Here is a 14,368-nt window from a genome sequence, read left to right as displayed (position 1 = left end):
CCCCCCCCCCCCCCCCCCCCCCCCCCCCCCCCCCCCCCCCCCCCCCCCCCCCCCCCCCCCCCCCCCCCCCCCCCCCCCCCCCCCCCCCCCCCCCCCCCCCCCCCCCCCCCCCCCCCCCCCCCCGGCGCCGGGGAGCGATGAGTCCGTCGGCGTCCGGCGGTCTACTGCTGCATGGCGACGACTCTGCTGGCGATCGGCACGCGCAAGGGGCTCTGGCTCGCGACGAGTGAGGACCGGCGCAGCTGGTCGCTGTCCGCACCGCACTTCCTGATGACCGAGGTGCCGAGCATCGGCATCGACACCCGCGCCGGGCGCACCCGGCTGATGGTCGGCGTCCGGTCCGAGCACTTCGGGCCCACGGTGCTGCACTCCGACGACCTGGGCCGGACCTGGGACGAACCGGCCGGCGGCGCGATCGGCTTCCCGGCGGACACCGGGGCCGCCGTCGAGCGGATCTGGCAGCTGCAGCCGGACTCCGCCGACCGGCCCGGGGTGGTCTGGGCCGGGTGCGAGCCGATCTCGGTGTGGCGCTCGGACGACGGCGGGGAGTCCTTCGTGCTGTGCCGCGGGCTCTGGGACCACCCGCACCGTGCCGAGTGGGGCGCCGGCTACGGCGGCGCGGCGGCGCACTCCGTCGTCCCCGGGCCCGAGGGCACGGTGCACGTGGCGATGAGCACCGGCGGCGTCTACCGGACGCGGGACGGCGGGGCCTCGTGGCAGCCGCGCAACTCCGGCATCTCCGCGTACTTCATGCCCGGGCCGGCGCCGGAGTTCGGCCAGTGCGTGCACAAGATCGCCCGGGACGCCGCCGATCCGCGGCGGCTGTACGCGCAGAACCACCACGGCGTGCACCGTTCCGACGACGACGGCGACTCGTGGACGTCGATCGCCGACGGGCTGCCCTCGGACTTCGGGTTCGTGATGCTCGCCGACCCGCGCCGGGGCGGGCGGATCTGGGTGGTGCCGCTGGTCGCCGACGGGCAGCGGATCCCGCCGGACGGCGAGTTGGCCGTCCACCGCAGCGACGACGCGGGGGAGAGCTGGCAGCGGCTGGATGCCGGGCTGCCCACGCACGAGTTCAACGCGGTGCTGCGGGACGCCGCCTGCGTCGACGCCGGTGACCCGGTGGGCGTCTACGTGGGCACCCGGGGCGGGGAGGTGTACGCCAGCGCGGACGCGGGGGAGTCGTTCACCCAGGTCGCCGGGCACCTGCCCGACGTCCTCTGCGTGCGCGCGGCGGTGCTGCCGTGACCGTGCAGGTGCTGCTGCCGCGGCTGCTGGCCGACTGCACGGGCGGCCGGTCCGCGGTGGCGCTCGACCTGCCCGTCGGGGCGACCGTGGGCGCGGTGCTCGATGCGCTGGCCGCCGAGCACCCGGTGTTCGACCGGCGGGTGCGCGACGAGACCGGGGCGCTGCGCCGGTACGTGAACGTCTACGTCGACGGCGACGAGGTGCGCCGGCTGCGGGGGCTGGCGACGGTCGTTCCGGCCGGCGCCGAGGTGATGGTCGTGCAGTCCGTCGCCGGCGGCTGAGGGTCAGCCCAGCAGGAGTGCCGCGGTCAGCAGGGTGACCGCGGCGGTGACCTCGCCCATCGCGCCCATCACGTCGCCGTTGACCCCGCCCAGCCGGGTGCCGGCCCGGGCGAACAGCCCCTCGGAGGCGCCCAGGCCCACCGCGAGCGCGGCCACGAGCGCCAGCGCAGCGGTGGCGCCGTCGGCGCCGACCAGGAGGGCGGCGCCGACGACGGCCGCGACGGTGAGCAGCGCGCTCGCCGCCAGCCAGCCGCGGGACACGGTGCCGGCCACCGCCCGGCCCAGCGAGGACCCTTCGGCGATCGGCACCCCCGCCAGCCCGGTGCGGGCCATCGCCAGCCGGGCGGCGACCGTGGCCGCGGGCAGTCCGAGCCAGCCGCCGTCCAGGGTGAGCAGGTGGGCCAGGCACGCCACCTGCAGCAGCAGGGTGAGCACCAGCGTGGCGACGCCGAACGGGCCGACGTCCCCCGAGCGCATCACCTGCAGCGCCCGCTCCCGCCCGCGCAGCGGGCCCAGCCCGTCGGCGGTGTCGGCGAGCCCGTCCAGGTGCAGCCCGCGGGTGCCCACGGCGAGGACGGCGATCCCCAGCACCGCGCCCACCAGCGGGCCCGCCGCGCGGCCCGCGGCCCAGGCGACCGCGGTGGCCACCGCCCCCAGCACCAGCCCGACCAGCGGCGCCCACGGCAGCGCTCCCCGCACCGACCCGACCGCCGGCATGCGCACCGCGGACAGCAGCGAGAACGCCTCGACCGGCCCGGACCACCAGCGGCGGCTCATCGCAGTCGCTGCGGCAGCCCTGCCACGACGAACCACACCTCGTCCGCGGTCGCGGCCAGCCGCTGGTTGACCGTGCCCAGGGTGTCCCGGAAGAGCCGCCCGGAGCGGGTCTCGGGTACCACGCCCAGGCCGACCTCGTCGCTGACCGCGACGACGTGCGCCGGCGTCATCACCCAGTTGGTGACCAGGGCGTCGCAGCGGGCGGCCAACCGGGTCAGCGCCGCCTCGGCCCGGCGCCGGTCGGCGGCGTGCGCGCCCCCGGTCTCCGCGCCGTTGTCGGCGGTGTCCCAGACCCCGGTCTCGTCCATCAGCGCGGCCACCCAGGTGGTGATGCTGTCGACCAGCACCGCCCCACCGCGGACCAGCTCGGAGGGCATCGTCGTCTCCAGCGTCGTCCAGCCCACCGGCCGGCGGGCCCGGTGCGCGGCGACCCGGTGGGCCCACTCGGCGTCGCCGTCGGTGACCTGGCTGGTGGCCAGGTAGGTGACGTCGTGCCGGCCCTCGAGCAGTTGTTCGGCGTAGGCCGACTTGCCCGAGCGGGAGCCGCCCAGCACCAGCACCCTGCTCATGGCAGCTCCAGCACGGTGCCCGCGCCGGTCAGCTCGAGCCGGGTGACCGTGCCGTTGAGCGGGGTGACCACGGGCAGCTCCGCGGGGCCCAGCCCGGCCGCGACGGCCTGCGCGGCCCGGATCGTGTCGCCGTGGGTGACGAGCGCGACCACCTCCGCCGGCGGGTCGGCGAGCAGCCGGGCGACGAGGCCGGCGACCCGGGCGTGCAACTGCGCCAGGCTCTCCCCGCCCTCGGCGGCCCAGTGCACGTCGGTCCAGTCGACGACGTCCCACAGCTCGCGCGAGGGACGGCCCTCCAGCACGCCGTAGCCCTGCTCGCGCAGCTCGGGCGTGGTGGCGACCGGCAGCCCGGTGGCCGCGGCGCAGTGCTCGGCGGTCTGCACCGCGCGCCGCAGGTCGCTGGAGAGCAGGGCGCCCGGTCCGGTGCCGGCGGCGGTCAGCGCGGCCAGCTCCGCGGCGGCCGTGGCCGCCTGGCGGTGCCCCAGCTCGGTGAGCGGCACGTGCGCGGTCTGGCCCTGCATCAGGCCGGCGGCGTTCCACTCGCTCTGGCCGTGCCGGACGAGGAGGAGGGTGAGGGGACCGGCCATCGTGGGGGAGAGCCTAGGCGGGGCCCGGCGGCGCACACTGGCCGGCATGACCGCCCCGGAACCAGTCAACGTCACCGACGCCCTCGCCGAATTCGACGACGTGTACAGCCCACGCATCGTCGCCCGGGTCAACGACTACGACGTGCGGATCGCACACACCCTCGGCGAGCACGTCTGGCACACCCACGAGGACACCGACGAGTTCTTCCTCGTCCTCGACGGCCGCTTCGACGTCGCCGTCCGGCAGCCCGACGGTTCGGAGGTGACCGTGCAGCTGAGCCGCGGGGACACCTACGTGGTGCCGCGGGGCACCGAGCACAAGCCGTCCTCGCCCGGCGGGTCGATCCTGATGTTCGAGCCCACCGGCACGGTCACCACGGGGGACGACGAGAGCGTCGTCGTCCCCGACCACGTCGACCGCACGGCGGGCCGCCCGCTCTGACCCGCCCGGCGACCACCGGCCGGGGGCGACTCGTACCGTCGTCGGCGTGACGATCCCGCTCCGCCCCGGCGCCGGCCGAGCCCCGGCACCCGCCGCCCGCCCGACCGGCCCCGATCCGCTGGCACCGCTGCTCGAGCTGCCCGGCGTGGCCGCCGCCGCGGAGCAGGCGCGGGCCGCGGTGGACCGGTTGCTCGGCCACAAGGTGCTCCGCCGGGAGTCCGCCGGGGTCAGTGCGGAGTCGGCGTTGCGCGGGGCCCGGGCATCGGCGGCGCTGGAGGGCGTCGACGTCCCGCTGCCCGCGCTCCGCGCCGGGGAGGTGAGCGACCCGGTCGTGCAGGGCTCGCTGCGGGTGTCGGTGGGGCTGGGGTCGATGGTGGAGACCTGGGAGCGCGCGCCGGGCCAGGTGCTCGCCCGGCTGCACGTGCTGGCCGCCACCGACCTCGCCGAGCCGGCCGACCTGGGCCGACCCGGCGGTGCGGCCGGTCCGCGGCTGGGCGGGCTCTTCTCGATCATCACCGGCGCGACGACCGTGCCGGCCGTGGTGGTGGCCGGGGTGGTGCACGGGGAGCTCGCCGCGCTGGCGCCGTTCGGGGTGCAGGACGGCGTGGTCGCCCGCGCCGCCGCCCGGCTGGTCGGCATCACCCGGGGCCTGGACCCGAAGGCGGTCTCGGTGCCCGAGGTCGGGTTCGCCGAGCTGGGCCGGGCGGCCTACGACGCCGCGCTGGCGGGCTACCGGTCCGGCGGCCCGGCGGGGGTGGCCGGCTGGCTCGTGCACTGCTGCCGGGCCACCGAGCACGGCGCCACCGAGGGCCTGGCGATCTGCGAGAGCCTGCTCCGCGGCTGACCCCGGCGGCCGCCGTCCTGCACCGCGGTGGCGGCTCGACCAGACTGGGCGGATGCGCTTCCTCGAGGTCGACGGTCTCGGACAGGTCAGCCGGGTCGGACTGGGCACCTGGCAGTTCGGCTCCCGGGAGTGGGGCTACGGCGACGAGTACGCCGTGGGGGCGGCGCGCGACATCGTCCGGCGGGCGCGGGAGCTGGGCGTCACGCTGTTCGACACCGCCGAGGTCTACGGCTTCGGGCGGAGCGAGAAGATCCTCGCCGAGGCCCTGGGCGCCGACCGGGCCGAGGTGGTCGTCGCCAGCAAGGTCTTCCCCGTGGCGCCGTTCCCGGCGGTCGTCCGCAACCGCGCGGCCGGGAGCGCCCGCCGGCTGCAGCTCGACCGGATCCCGCTCTACCAGATCCACCAGGCCAACCCGCTGGTCCCGGACTCGGTGATCATGCCGGGCATGCGCGCCCTCCGCGAGGAGGGCGTGATCGGTGCCGTCGGGGTCTCCAACTACCCACTGGCGCGCTGGCAGGCGGCCGACCGCGCGCTGGGCAGCCCGGTGGTGAGCAACCAGGTGCAGTTCTCCCTGGCGCACGCCGGGCCGCTGGCCGACCTGGTGCCCTTCGCCGAGCGCGAGAACCGGGTGGTCATCGCCTACAGCCCGCTCGCCCAGGGCCTGCTGGGCGGCAGGTACTCGGCCGAGAACCGCCCCGGGGGCGTCCGGGCGATGAACCCGCTCTTCGGCACAGAGAACCTGCGCCGGGCCGAGCCGCTCCTCCAGCTGCTCCGCGACGTGGCCGCCGCGCACCAGGCGAAGCCGGCCCAGGTGGCACTGGCCTGGCTGCTGAGCCTGCCGCAGGTGGTGGTGATCCCGGGGGCGTCCAGCGTCGAGCAGCTGGAGTCCAACGTGGCGGCCGCCGAGCTGGAGCTGACGCCGGAGGAGCAGCAGGCGCTGACCGCCGCGGCGCGCGACTTCCAGCCGGTCTCCACCGGCCGCACGGTCGCGGACCAGGTGCGCGAGAAGGTCGCCGAGGTGCGCCGCCGCGTGGGCGGCTGAGGAGGCGGCCGCGGCGGCGGCCGGGTGGGGGCCGGATGCGCCGGAGGTCAGGCGCCGCGGCGCCGGCCGCGACCCTCCGGCGGGGGCACCACCGGCACGGCGGTGTCCCCGGGAGAGACCGCCCGCAGCGCCCGCCGGCGGGCGTACCAGGCCAACCCGGCCACGGCGGCACCGACGGCGGCGCTGGTCACCACCGGCGTCCGCCCACCGAAACGCGAGCGCAGCGTCACCGGGCGGGTGAACTCCAGCACCGGCCAGCCGCGCTCGGTGGCGGCCCGGCGCAGGCCCCGGTCGGGGTTGACGGCCGTGGGGTGGCCGACCGCCTCGAGCATCGGCAGGTCGGTGACCGAGTCGCTGTAGGCGAAGCAGTCGGCGAGGTCCCAGCCCTTCTCGGCGGCCACCTCGCGCATCGCGGCGGCCTTGTTCTCGCCGTAGGCGTAGAAGTCGATCTCGCCGGTGTACTTCCCGTCGACGGTGACCATCCGGGTGGCGACCACCCGGTCGACGCCGAGCATCTCGCCGATCGGTCCGACCATCTCCGCCCCGCTGCTGGAGACGATGACGATCTCCCGGCCGGCGGCCCGGTGCGCCTCGATCAGGTCGGCGGCCTCGGCGTAGATCAGCGGGTCGACGATCTCGTGCAGCGTCTCGCGGACGATGTCGTGCACCACCGCGACGTCCCAGCCGGTGGTCATCGCGGTGATCTGGCTGCGCATCCGCTCCATCTGGTCGGCGTCGGCGCCGGCGAGGGAGAAGACGAACTGCGCGTAGGCGCCCTTGAGGACCGCCCGGCGGTTGATCAGCCCACCCTGGAAGAACGGTCGTCCGAAGGCCAGGGTGCTGGACTTCGCGATGACCGTCTTGTCCAGGTCGAAGAACGCCGCAGCGCGGGTCACATCCCACACGGTAAGGGGATCGGCAGCCCCACTGTCCAGGTGCACCGCCGTCCACACCCCGAGGGGTCATCCACAGTTCGCCCGCCGGCCTTCCGTCCGGGCCACCCGGCCGCTGCGCTGGTGCGGTGCCCGTTGCCCCGCGCCGCGCCAGCGCCCTCCCGTCCGACCGCCGCCCCCTCGTCGCCAGCACCGACGAGGCGCTCCTCGACGACCTGCTGGGGGTGCTCGCCGCCGCCGGTGCCACCGCGGAGCTGACCACCGGCGGGCCGGCGCTGCGCCGCGCCGCCCGCGACGCCCCGCTGGTGCTCGTGGGGGCCGACCTGCTCGGCAGCGCCCCGGTCCGCGCGCTGCCCCGGCGACCGGGGCTGCTGGTGGTCACCGGCACCGAGCCCGCGCCGGAGGTCTGGGCCGCGGCGGTGGAGCTGGGTGCCGAGCGGGTGGTGGTGTTGCCCCGCGACGAGGCGTGGCTGCTGGAACGGGCCGCGGCGGCGGTCCGCGCCCCGGCCCGGCCGGGCTGGCTGGCCGTCGTCGGCGGCGCCTGCGGTGGCGCCGGGGCCAGCACGCTGGCGACCGCGATGGCGGTGGCCGCACGGGCCGCCGGCGCCGGTGAGGTGCTGCTGGTCGACGGTGACGGCTGGGCGGCGGGGCTGGACCTGCTGCTGGGCGCCGAGCACGCGCCGGGCCTGCGCTGGCCGGAGCTGTCCGGGCTCAGCGGCCGGGTGTCCGGCGCCGCCCTGGCGGCCGCCCTGCCCGCGGCGCACGGCGTGGCGGTCCTCTCCGCCTCCCGCGACCAGCCGCAGCCGGTGCCCACCGACGCGCTCCTGGCGGTGGCCTGCGGGTCGCGGGACAGCGGGCTGGGCGTCGTCGTCGACCTGCCCCCGCGCGCCGAGGCGGCCGAGCAGCTGCTCACCGCGGCCGACCTCGCCGTGCTCGTCGTGCCCGCCCGGCTGCGGGCCGCGGCGGCCGCCCGCGCCCTGCTGGAGCCACCGGCCGGCGCCTGGTCCGCGGCGCTGCTGGTGAGCCGGCCGGTGCCCGGCGGGCTCACCCGCGCGGAGATCGCCGGCCTGGCCGGTCGGTCGGTCTTCGCCGAGCTGGCCGTCGACCGGGCCGCCGTGGTGCGCAGCGAACGCGGTGAGCCACCCTCGGTGGCCGCCCGCGCTCCGCTGGGCCTGGTCAGCCGCCAGCTGCTCGGCAGGCTGCCGGGGCGGGCGGCATGACCGCCGCCGCGACCACCCCGCTCATCGACCGGGTCCGCTCCCGGCTGGCCAGCGGCCCGGCGGCCGGCGTTCCCGGCGCGGCCGCCGTCGCCGCGCTGGTCCGGGAGGAGAGCGGCGGCCTGCTCGGCGACCGTGCGGTGCTGGACGCCGTGCGGCTGGCCACCGACGAGCTGGCCGGCGCGGGGGTGCTCGAACCGCTGCTGCGCCGTCCGGGGGTCACCGACGTGCTGGTCAACGGGCCGGAGGAGGTGTGGGTCGACTGCGGCGGTGGCCTGGAGCGGGCCGACGTCCGGTTCCCCGACGAGGCCGCCGTGCGACGGCTCGCCGTCCGGCTTGCCGCCTCGGCCGGGCGGCGGCTGGACGACGCCGCACCCTGGGTCGACGCCGGGCTGCCCGACGGCACCCGGCTGCACGCGGTGCTGGCCCCGGTCGCCGCCGGTGGCACCTGTCTGTCCCTTCGGGTGCTGCGGCGGGCGGCGCTGTCCTGGGCCGACCTGCGGGCCCGCGGCGCCTTCCCCGGCGCGGCCGCCGACCTGCTGCGCGCGGCGGTGCACCGCCGACCGGCCTTCCTGGTGACCGGCGGCACCGGCACCGGCAAGACGACCGTGCTGTCCGCGCTGCTCGGGCTGGTCGACCCGGCCGAGCGGATCGTGCTGTGCGAGGACGCGCCCGAGCTCGCCCCCGGCCACCCGCACGTGGTGCGGCTGCTGACCCGGCCGCCCAACGTGGAGGGCGCCGGCGCGGTCACCCTGCGCGACCTGGTCCGGCAGGCGCTGCGGATGCGCCCGGACCGGCTGGTGGTCGGTGAGGTGCGTGGCGCCGAGGTGGTCGACCTGCTGGCCGCGTTGAACACCGGCCACGACGGGGGCTGCGGCACGGTGCACGTCAACCGGGCCGCCGACCTGCCCGCCCGGCTGGAGGCGCTCGGCAGCACCGCGGGGCTGGACCGGGCGGCCGTGCACAGCCAGGCCGCCGCCGCGCTCGCGCTCGTCGTGCACCTGCGCCGCGGGCCGGCCGGGCGGTCGGTCGACGAGCTCGGCGTCGTCCGCCGCCGGGGCGAGCTGATCGAGGTGGTGCCCGGCTGGCGGGCCGACGGCGGGGAGTGCCCGGCACGGACGGAGCTGGCCGAGCTGCTCGACTGCCGGGTGCCCGGATGACCGCGGCGGCGCTGCTGTGCCTGGCGGCCGCGCTGCTGGCCTGGCCGGCGGCTGCCGGTGCGGCGCAGCGGCTGGGACCGCAGCGGAACCGGGGGTGGCGCCTGGCCCGCCCCGGGACGACGGCGCACCGGTGGGCCCTGCGGACCGGCCCGGCCGTGGCGGCGGGCATCGCCGGGTTGCTGCTGTCCACCCCGGTGGTCGCGCTGCTGGCCGCGGTCTGCGCGACCGCCGCGGCGCGGGTGGTGCGCAGCCGGGCCGAGGTGGGCGCGGAGGAGCGGCGCACCCGGGCCCTGGCGGAGGCGCTGGGCGTGCTGGTCGCCGAGGTCCGCTCCGGACGCCCGCTGGTCGAGGCCGCCGGCGCCGCGGCGGACGGCTGCCCGGACCCGGCGACCGCGCGGGTGCTGGCACCGGTGCTCCGGCTCGGTGAACCGCCGTCCCTCGCGCCCGGTGACCCGCTGGGCCCGCCGCTGGTCCGGCTGGCGGCCGCCGTCCGGCTCAGCGGGCGCACCGGCTGCTCGCTCGCCGCCGTCGTCGGTGCGGTGGAGGACGACCTGCGGGCGCGGCTGCGCACCGCGTCCGAGCTCCGCTCCGCCGTCGCCGGGCCGCGGGCGAGCGCCACCGTGCTGGCGGGCCTGCCGGTGTTCGGGCTGCTCATGGGCGCGGGCGTCGGGGCCGACCCGTGGCGGGTGCTGACCACCACCACACCGGGCACCGTGCTGCTCGTGCTCGGTGTGGGGCTGGAGGTGGCCGGGCTGGCCTGGTCGGCCCGGCTGGTCGGCCGGGTCGTGCGCGGGTGACCGGCGCCGCGCCGGCCGCGGTGGTGCTCGCGGCTGCGCTGCTGTGCTGGGTGCCGCCCGACGCGGCCCGCCGGGCCCGGGTCCGCGCGGTGACCGGGTCGCCTCCGGCAGGTGGTCCCGGCCTGCTGCGCCGGGCGTCCGGACTCCGGGCAGGGGCCCCACCGGGCCCGGCGCGGCGTCGGATCGAGGCGGCCGGGGGAGCGCTGGCGGTCTTCGCGCTGCTCGGCGGCGGGCTCCCGGGGGCGGTCGCGGCGGTGGTCACCGGTGTGGTGCTGGACCGGGCGCTGCGCCACGCGGGCGACGGACCGGAGCGCGCCGGTACGGCCCAGGTGCGCGCCGACCTGCCGGTGGCCTGTGACCTGCTCGCGGTCTGCCTGGCCTCCGGGACGCCGGTGGGGGAGGCGCTGGCCGCGGTCGCCGGCGCGGTGCCCGGCCCGCTGGGCGACCGGCTGGGGCAGGTGGCGGCGCTGCACCGGCTGGGCGCGGCGCCGCAGCGCGCCTGGGCGGGGGTCGGGCCGCCGGTCGACGCGCTGGCCCGGGTGCTGGTGCGGGCCGGGGAGTCCGGGTCGTCGGTGGTGCCGGCGCTGGCGCGGTTGGCGCTGGAGCTGCGTGCGGCCGAGCGGGTGCGCGTCGACGCCGCCGTCCGGCGGGCGGGGGTCTGGGTGCTCGCCCCGCTCGGGCTGTGCTTCCTGCCCGCGTTCCTCTGCCTCGGCGTCGTCCCCCTGGTGCTGGGCATCGCCGCCGACGTCTTCGGCTGAGGCACGACCGGCCCCCGCTCCGCCGGCCGGTGTCCACATCCCGACCCGCTCTCCACAGCTCCGTCGACCCCCTGGGTCGGGGGCGTGCGGGCCGGGAGGGTCGGGTCGACGGGCCGGGAGGCGGCCCGCGGGAGGGAGCGAGATGACACAGCGGGACGACGGGGGGCAGCAGGACAACGGAGGACGCGGGGCCACCCGGAGCGGTCGGGTGCGGGGTGCGCTGACCCGGCGCTGGGCGGCCGTGCGGGATCCGGGCGAGGACGGGATGAGCACCGCCGAGTACGCGGTCGGCACCGTGGCCGCGTGCGCGTTCGCCGCGGTGCTCTACCAGGTGGTCACCGGCGGATCGGTGCTCGCCGCGCTCGGCGACCTGGTCGAGTCCGCGCTGAGCACGCTGTCCTGAGTGGTGCCCGTGCGCCGCAGCCGTCGCCCGGGTGCGGAGGCGGGGATGGTCACCGCCGAGACCGCGGTCGTCCTCCCGGTGCTGCTGTTCGTGCTGGCGGGGGCGATCGCCGCGGTGGTCGTGGTCGCCGGTCAGCTGCGCTGCGTCGACGCCGCCCGGGAGGGGGCCCGGGCGGCGGCCCGCGGGGAGCCGGCCGCCGTGGTGCAGCGGATCGCCGGTGCCGCCGGCCCCGACGGCGCCGTGGTCGGGGTGGGCCGGAGCGGGGACACGGTGACCACCACGGTCGCCGCGGTGATCACCCCGCTGGGCCCGGTGCCGTGGCGGGTGACCGTGACCGCGACGGCCACCGCCGAGGTCGAACCCGCCGCCCGCGGGAGCGCACCGTGACCCGGCGGCCGTGTGCCGAGAGGGAGCGGGGCTCGGCGACGGTGTGGGTGGTGGCGCTCGCCGGGCTGCTGGCCGCGGTCGGGGTGGCCGCCGTGCTCGTCGGTGCGGCGGTCGTCGCCCGGCACCGGGCCACGGCGGCGGCGGACCTCGCGGCGCTGGCCGCGGCGGGCGCCGCGGTGCAGGGCGACCCGGCGGCGTGCGCCGTGGCCGGCGAGGTGGCGGCCGCGAACGGTGCGGCGATCACCTCGTGCCGAGTCGGTACCGGGCAGGTGGTGGAGGTGCACGTCCGGGTGCCGGTCCGGCTCGGCCCGCTGGGCGTGGTCGACGCCCGGGGGCGGGCCCGCGCCGGTCCGGTGCCGCCGGACGGCGGGGGGTCAGGAGGCGGGGGGTCAGAACACCAGGTCGTCGACGACCTCATCGGCGCCGGGAACGGCGTTCCCGGGCTCGAGCCGGACGTCGGTGTGGTCGTCGTCGTCGTCGTTGTCGGGGGCCGGGCCGATCCGGGCCGCGGGGCGGGCGTCCTCGGCGGGCAGCTCGGGGGCGCCGGTCAGCTCGTCCAGCACCACGTCGAGCACCCGGACGGCGCCGCGCTTGTCCAGCGGGTCGTTGCCGTTGCCGCACTTGGGCGACTGCACGCACGAGGGGCAGCCGGACTCGCACTCGCAGCTGGCCACGGTGGCCCGGGTGGCCTGCAGCCACTCCCGCAGCACCGCGTAGCCGCGCTCGGCGAAGCCGGCCCCGCCGGGGTGGCCGTCGTAGACCACGATCGTCGCGGCGCCGGTGTCGGGGTGCAGCGCGGTGGAGACGCCGCCGAGGTCCCAGCGGTCGCAGGTGGCCAGCAGCGGCAGGATGCCGATCGAGGCGTGCTCGGCGGCGTGCAGCGAGCCGGGCAGCACGGCGTCGTCGACGTCGGCGCGGCGCACGGCCCGCTCGTCGAGGGTCAGCCAGACCGCCCGGGTGCGCAGCTGCCGGGGCGGCAGGTCCAGCGGGAACTCCGCCAGCACCTCGCCGGTGCCCAGCCGCCGGCGCTGGTAGGCCACCACCTGGTTGGTCACGTCGACCACGCCGGTGTGCGCGGTCACCGTGCCGAGCCGCCGGGTGCGCTCGATCGAGACGATCGACAGGTCCACGGTGTCCCGGGCGACCGTCGTCCACTCCGGGCTCTCGGCGTGCACGACCGCGCAGGCGTCCTCGTCGTCGAACTCGTCGACCACGTAGGTCTCCCCGCGGTGCACGTACAGCGCGCCGGCGTGCACGGTGGCGTGCGAGGCGTCCCCGTCGACGGTGCCGAGCAGCCGGCCGGTGTCCCGCTCGATGATCGACACCGGCGCCGCGCCGCTGCCCCGGATGTCGACGTCCGGCCGTCCCCGCCCGGCCCAGTACCAGCCGGTGGGGCGGGCCCGCAGGTGCCCGGCGGCGACGAGCTCGGCGATCTGCGCCTCGGCCACCGGTCCACCGAAGTCGGCCAGCTCCTCGCTGCGCAGCGGCAGCTCGGCCGCCGCGCAGCACAGCTGGGGGCCGAGCACGTACGGGTTGCTGGGGTCGGTGACGGTCGCCTCGACCGGCCGCCCGAACACCGCCCGCGGGTGGTGGGCCAGGTAGTGGTCCAGCGGGTCGTCACGGGCGACGAAGACGACCAGCGACTCCCGCTGCGCCCGCCCGGCCCGGCCTGCCTGCTGCCACATCGACGCCAGCGTGCCGGGGTAGCCGGCCAGCACGACGGCGTCCAGGCCGGCGATGTCGATGCCCAGCTCCAGGGCGTTGGTGGTCGCCACGCCCAGCAGCTCGCCGCTGGACAGCGCCCGTTCCAGCTCCCGCCGCTCCTCGGGCAGGTAGCCGCCGCGGTAGGAGTCCACCTTCGCAGCGAGGTCCGACCGCCCGCGCGAGCGCAGGATCGCCCGGGCCTGCTCGGCGACGGTCTCCGCGCCGCGCCGGGAGCGGACGAAGGCCAGCGTCCGGGCGTCCCGCGCGACCAGGTCGGCGAGCAGGCCCGCCGCGTCCGCGGCCGCCGACCGGCGCAGCGGGGCGCCGTGCTCGCCGGTCCGCTCGGTCAGCGGCGGCTCCCACAGGGCGAACGTCGCACCCGGCCGTGGGGAGCCGTCCTCGGTCACCGCGGTCACCTCGGCGCCGACCAGCCGGGTGGCGGCCGCGGCGGGGTCGGCGACGGTCGCCGAGGCCAGCACGAAGACCGGCTCCGCGCCGTACCGGCGGCAGACCCGGCGCAGCCGGCGCAGCACGTGCCCGACGTGCGAGCCGAAGACGCCGCGGTAGGCGTGGCACTCGTCGATCACGACGTAGGCGACCCGGCGCAGCGTGCTGGACCACTTCTGGTGCGCCGGCAGGATCCCGCGGTGCAGCATGTCCGGGTTGGTGACGATCCACCGCGAGTGCCGACGCACCCACTCCCGCTCCTCGGTGGGGGTGTCGCCGTCGTAGGCGGCCGGGCGCACCGAGGGATCGGCCAGCGCCGCGACCGAGGCCAGCTGGTCGCGGGCCAGCGCCTTGGTGGGGGCGAGGTAGAGCACGCAGGCTCGGTCGTCCTCGGCGAGCGCGGTGAGCGCCGGCAGCTGGTAGGCCAGCGACTTGCCCGAGGCGGTCCCGGTCGCGACGACGACGTGTGCACCGCTGCGGGCGAGCTCCGCCGCGGCCACCTGGTGGCTGAACGGCGCGACCACCCCGCGGGCGGTGAGCCGGTCGCGCAGCTCCGTACCCACCCAGTCCGGCCACGCCACCACCCGGCCGGGGCGGGCGGGGAGCCGGTGCACGTGGGTGACCGGGTCCTCGTCCTCCGCGGTGCCGGCCAGCAACGACTCCAGCAGCTCGTCACCGGGCAGCGTCGCGGGCTCGGCGCCGCCGTCCGCGAGGGGCGGGGCCGGGTGGAGCGACGTCACGCCTCCCACTGTCACACCGCCGCGCAACCCGCCCACCGGTCGGCCGGGCCGAACAGCAGGGAGTGTGCG

General features: G+C 78.1%; 16 protein-coding genes and 1 pseudogene. 12 read left to right on the top strand and 5 right to left on the bottom strand.

The features are described 5' to 3' along the window. Nucleotides 1–171 precede the first annotated feature (171 nt). Both ACI79U_RS11655 and ACI79U_RS11650 read left to right on the top strand, forming a co-directional pair. A complete protein-coding gene (locus tag ACI79U_RS11655; protein ID WP_457067463.1) occupies nucleotides 172–1,251 on the top strand; it encodes a WD40/YVTN/BNR-like repeat-containing protein in 1,080 nt (359 codons plus the stop codon). After that, nucleotides 1,248–1,532, top strand: coding sequence for a MoaD/ThiS family protein (locus ACI79U_RS11650; protein WP_457067465.1), 285 nt, complete (start codon nucleotides 1,248–1,250; stop codon nucleotides 1,530–1,532). Before ACI79U_RS11655 ends, ACI79U_RS11650 begins: the two co-directional genes overlap by 4 nt. 3 nt (nucleotides 1,533–1,535) lie before the next feature. On the opposite strand, the gene ACI79U_RS11645 is transcribed toward ACI79U_RS11650, so the two are convergent. From ACI79U_RS11645 to ACI79U_RS11635, 3 genes are read right to left on the bottom strand one after another with little or no spacing between them, the layout of a single operon-like run. Continuing rightward, the gene (locus ACI79U_RS11645; RefSeq protein ID WP_457067467.1) at nucleotides 1,536–2,309 is read right to left on the bottom strand and encodes an adenosylcobinamide-GDP ribazoletransferase; all 774 of its coding nucleotides are present in this window, start codon (nucleotides 2,307–2,309) and stop codon (nucleotides 1,536–1,538) included. Beyond that, complete coding sequence (cobU, locus tag ACI79U_RS11640; RefSeq protein WP_457067469.1) at nucleotides 2,306–2,878, bottom strand: bifunctional adenosylcobinamide kinase/adenosylcobinamide-phosphate guanylyltransferase; 573 nt, start codon at nucleotides 2,876–2,878, stop codon at nucleotides 2,306–2,308. Before cobU ends, ACI79U_RS11645 begins: the two co-directional genes overlap by 4 nt. Then, nucleotides 2,875–3,465 (bottom strand): histidine phosphatase family protein, encoded by a 591-nt coding sequence (locus ACI79U_RS11635; protein WP_457067471.1) that lies wholly within the window; start codon nucleotides 3,463–3,465, stop codon nucleotides 2,875–2,877. The genes cobU and ACI79U_RS11635 overlap by 4 nt, the downstream gene beginning before the upstream one ends. Before the next feature lie 46 nt (nucleotides 3,466–3,511). Here ACI79U_RS11635 and ACI79U_RS11630 point away from each other — a divergent pair, with 46 nt between their 5' ends. Genes ACI79U_RS11630 through ACI79U_RS11620 form a run of 3 tightly spaced genes read left to right on the top strand, consistent with a single transcriptional unit; the run spans nucleotide 3,512 to nucleotide 5,793 of the window. Further along, nucleotides 3,512–3,907, top strand: coding sequence for a cupin domain-containing protein (locus ACI79U_RS11630; protein WP_457067473.1), 396 nt, complete (start codon nucleotides 3,512–3,514; stop codon nucleotides 3,905–3,907). A gap of 46 nt (nucleotides 3,908–3,953) precedes the next feature. After that, on the top strand, nucleotides 3,954–4,751 hold the full coding sequence (locus ACI79U_RS11625; RefSeq protein WP_457067476.1) for an oxidoreductase: 798 nt from the start codon (nucleotides 3,954–3,956) through the stop codon (nucleotides 4,749–4,751). Nucleotides 4,752–4,803: 52 nt separating this feature from the next. Next, nucleotides 4,804–5,793: an aldo/keto reductase gene (locus ACI79U_RS11620; RefSeq protein WP_457067478.1), complete on the top strand. Its 990-nt coding sequence runs from the start codon at nucleotides 4,804–4,806 to the stop codon at nucleotides 5,791–5,793. 47 nt (nucleotides 5,794–5,840) lie between these two features. Here ACI79U_RS11620 and ACI79U_RS11615 read toward each other — a convergent pair whose 3' ends face one another. Beyond that, complete coding sequence (locus ACI79U_RS11615; protein WP_457067481.1) at nucleotides 5,841–6,689, bottom strand: HAD family hydrolase; 849 nt, start codon at nucleotides 6,687–6,689, stop codon at nucleotides 5,841–5,843. A gap of 125 nt (nucleotides 6,690–6,814) precedes the next feature. Here ACI79U_RS11615 and ssd point away from each other — a divergent pair, with 125 nt between their 5' ends. From ssd to ACI79U_RS11580, 7 genes and pseudogenes are all read left to right on the top strand, one after another. After that, nucleotides 6,815–7,906 carry a septum site-determining protein Ssd gene (ssd, locus tag ACI79U_RS11610; RefSeq protein WP_457067483.1) on the top strand — a complete coding sequence of 364 codons (1,092 nt, stop codon included), beginning with the start codon at nucleotides 6,815–6,817 and terminating at the stop codon, nucleotides 7,904–7,906. Then, a complete protein-coding gene (locus ACI79U_RS11605) occupies nucleotides 7,903–9,063 on the top strand; it encodes a TadA family conjugal transfer-associated ATPase (protein WP_457067485.1) in 1,161 nt (386 codons plus the stop codon). The genes ssd and ACI79U_RS11605 overlap by 4 nt, the downstream gene beginning before the upstream one ends. Continuing rightward, the gene (locus ACI79U_RS11600; RefSeq protein WP_457067487.1) at nucleotides 9,060–9,860 is read left to right on the top strand and encodes a type II secretion system F family protein; all 801 of its coding nucleotides are present in this window, start codon (nucleotides 9,060–9,062) and stop codon (nucleotides 9,858–9,860) included. Before ACI79U_RS11605 ends, ACI79U_RS11600 begins: the two co-directional genes overlap by 4 nt. Further along, nucleotides 9,857–10,618 (top strand): type II secretion system F family protein, encoded by a 762-nt coding sequence (locus ACI79U_RS11595; protein ID WP_457067489.1) that lies wholly within the window; start codon nucleotides 9,857–9,859, stop codon nucleotides 10,616–10,618. Before ACI79U_RS11600 ends, ACI79U_RS11595 begins: the two co-directional genes overlap by 4 nt. Nucleotides 10,619–10,760: 142 nt before the next feature. After that, nucleotides 10,761–11,021, top strand: a complete 261-nt coding sequence (locus ACI79U_RS11590) for a DUF4244 domain-containing protein (protein WP_457067491.1) — start codon at nucleotides 10,761–10,763, stop codon at nucleotides 11,019–11,021. After that, on the top strand, nucleotides 11,022–11,408 hold the full coding sequence (locus ACI79U_RS11585) for a TadE family type IV pilus minor pilin (protein ID WP_457067493.1): 387 nt from the start codon (nucleotides 11,022–11,024) through the stop codon (nucleotides 11,406–11,408). Continuing rightward, nucleotides 11,339–11,749: pseudogene (locus ACI79U_RS11580) on the top strand (Rv3654c family TadE-like protein); the annotation flags it as partial. The gene ACI79U_RS11585 and the pseudogene ACI79U_RS11580, both read left to right, overlap by 70 nt. Nucleotides 11,750–11,797: 48 nt before the next feature. On the opposite strand, the gene ACI79U_RS11575 reads toward ACI79U_RS11580, so the two are convergent. Then, on the bottom strand, nucleotides 11,798–14,299 hold the full coding sequence (locus ACI79U_RS11575) for a DEAD/DEAH box helicase (protein WP_457067495.1): 2,502 nt from the start codon (nucleotides 14,297–14,299) through the stop codon (nucleotides 11,798–11,800). Between the last annotated feature and the right edge of the window lie 69 nt (nucleotides 14,300–14,368).

This window comes from Modestobacter sp. SYSU DS0904, assembly GCF_054051115.1.
Note: the sequence above shows the minus strand (reverse complement) of the source record. Positions and strands in the feature narration are given on the sequence as shown.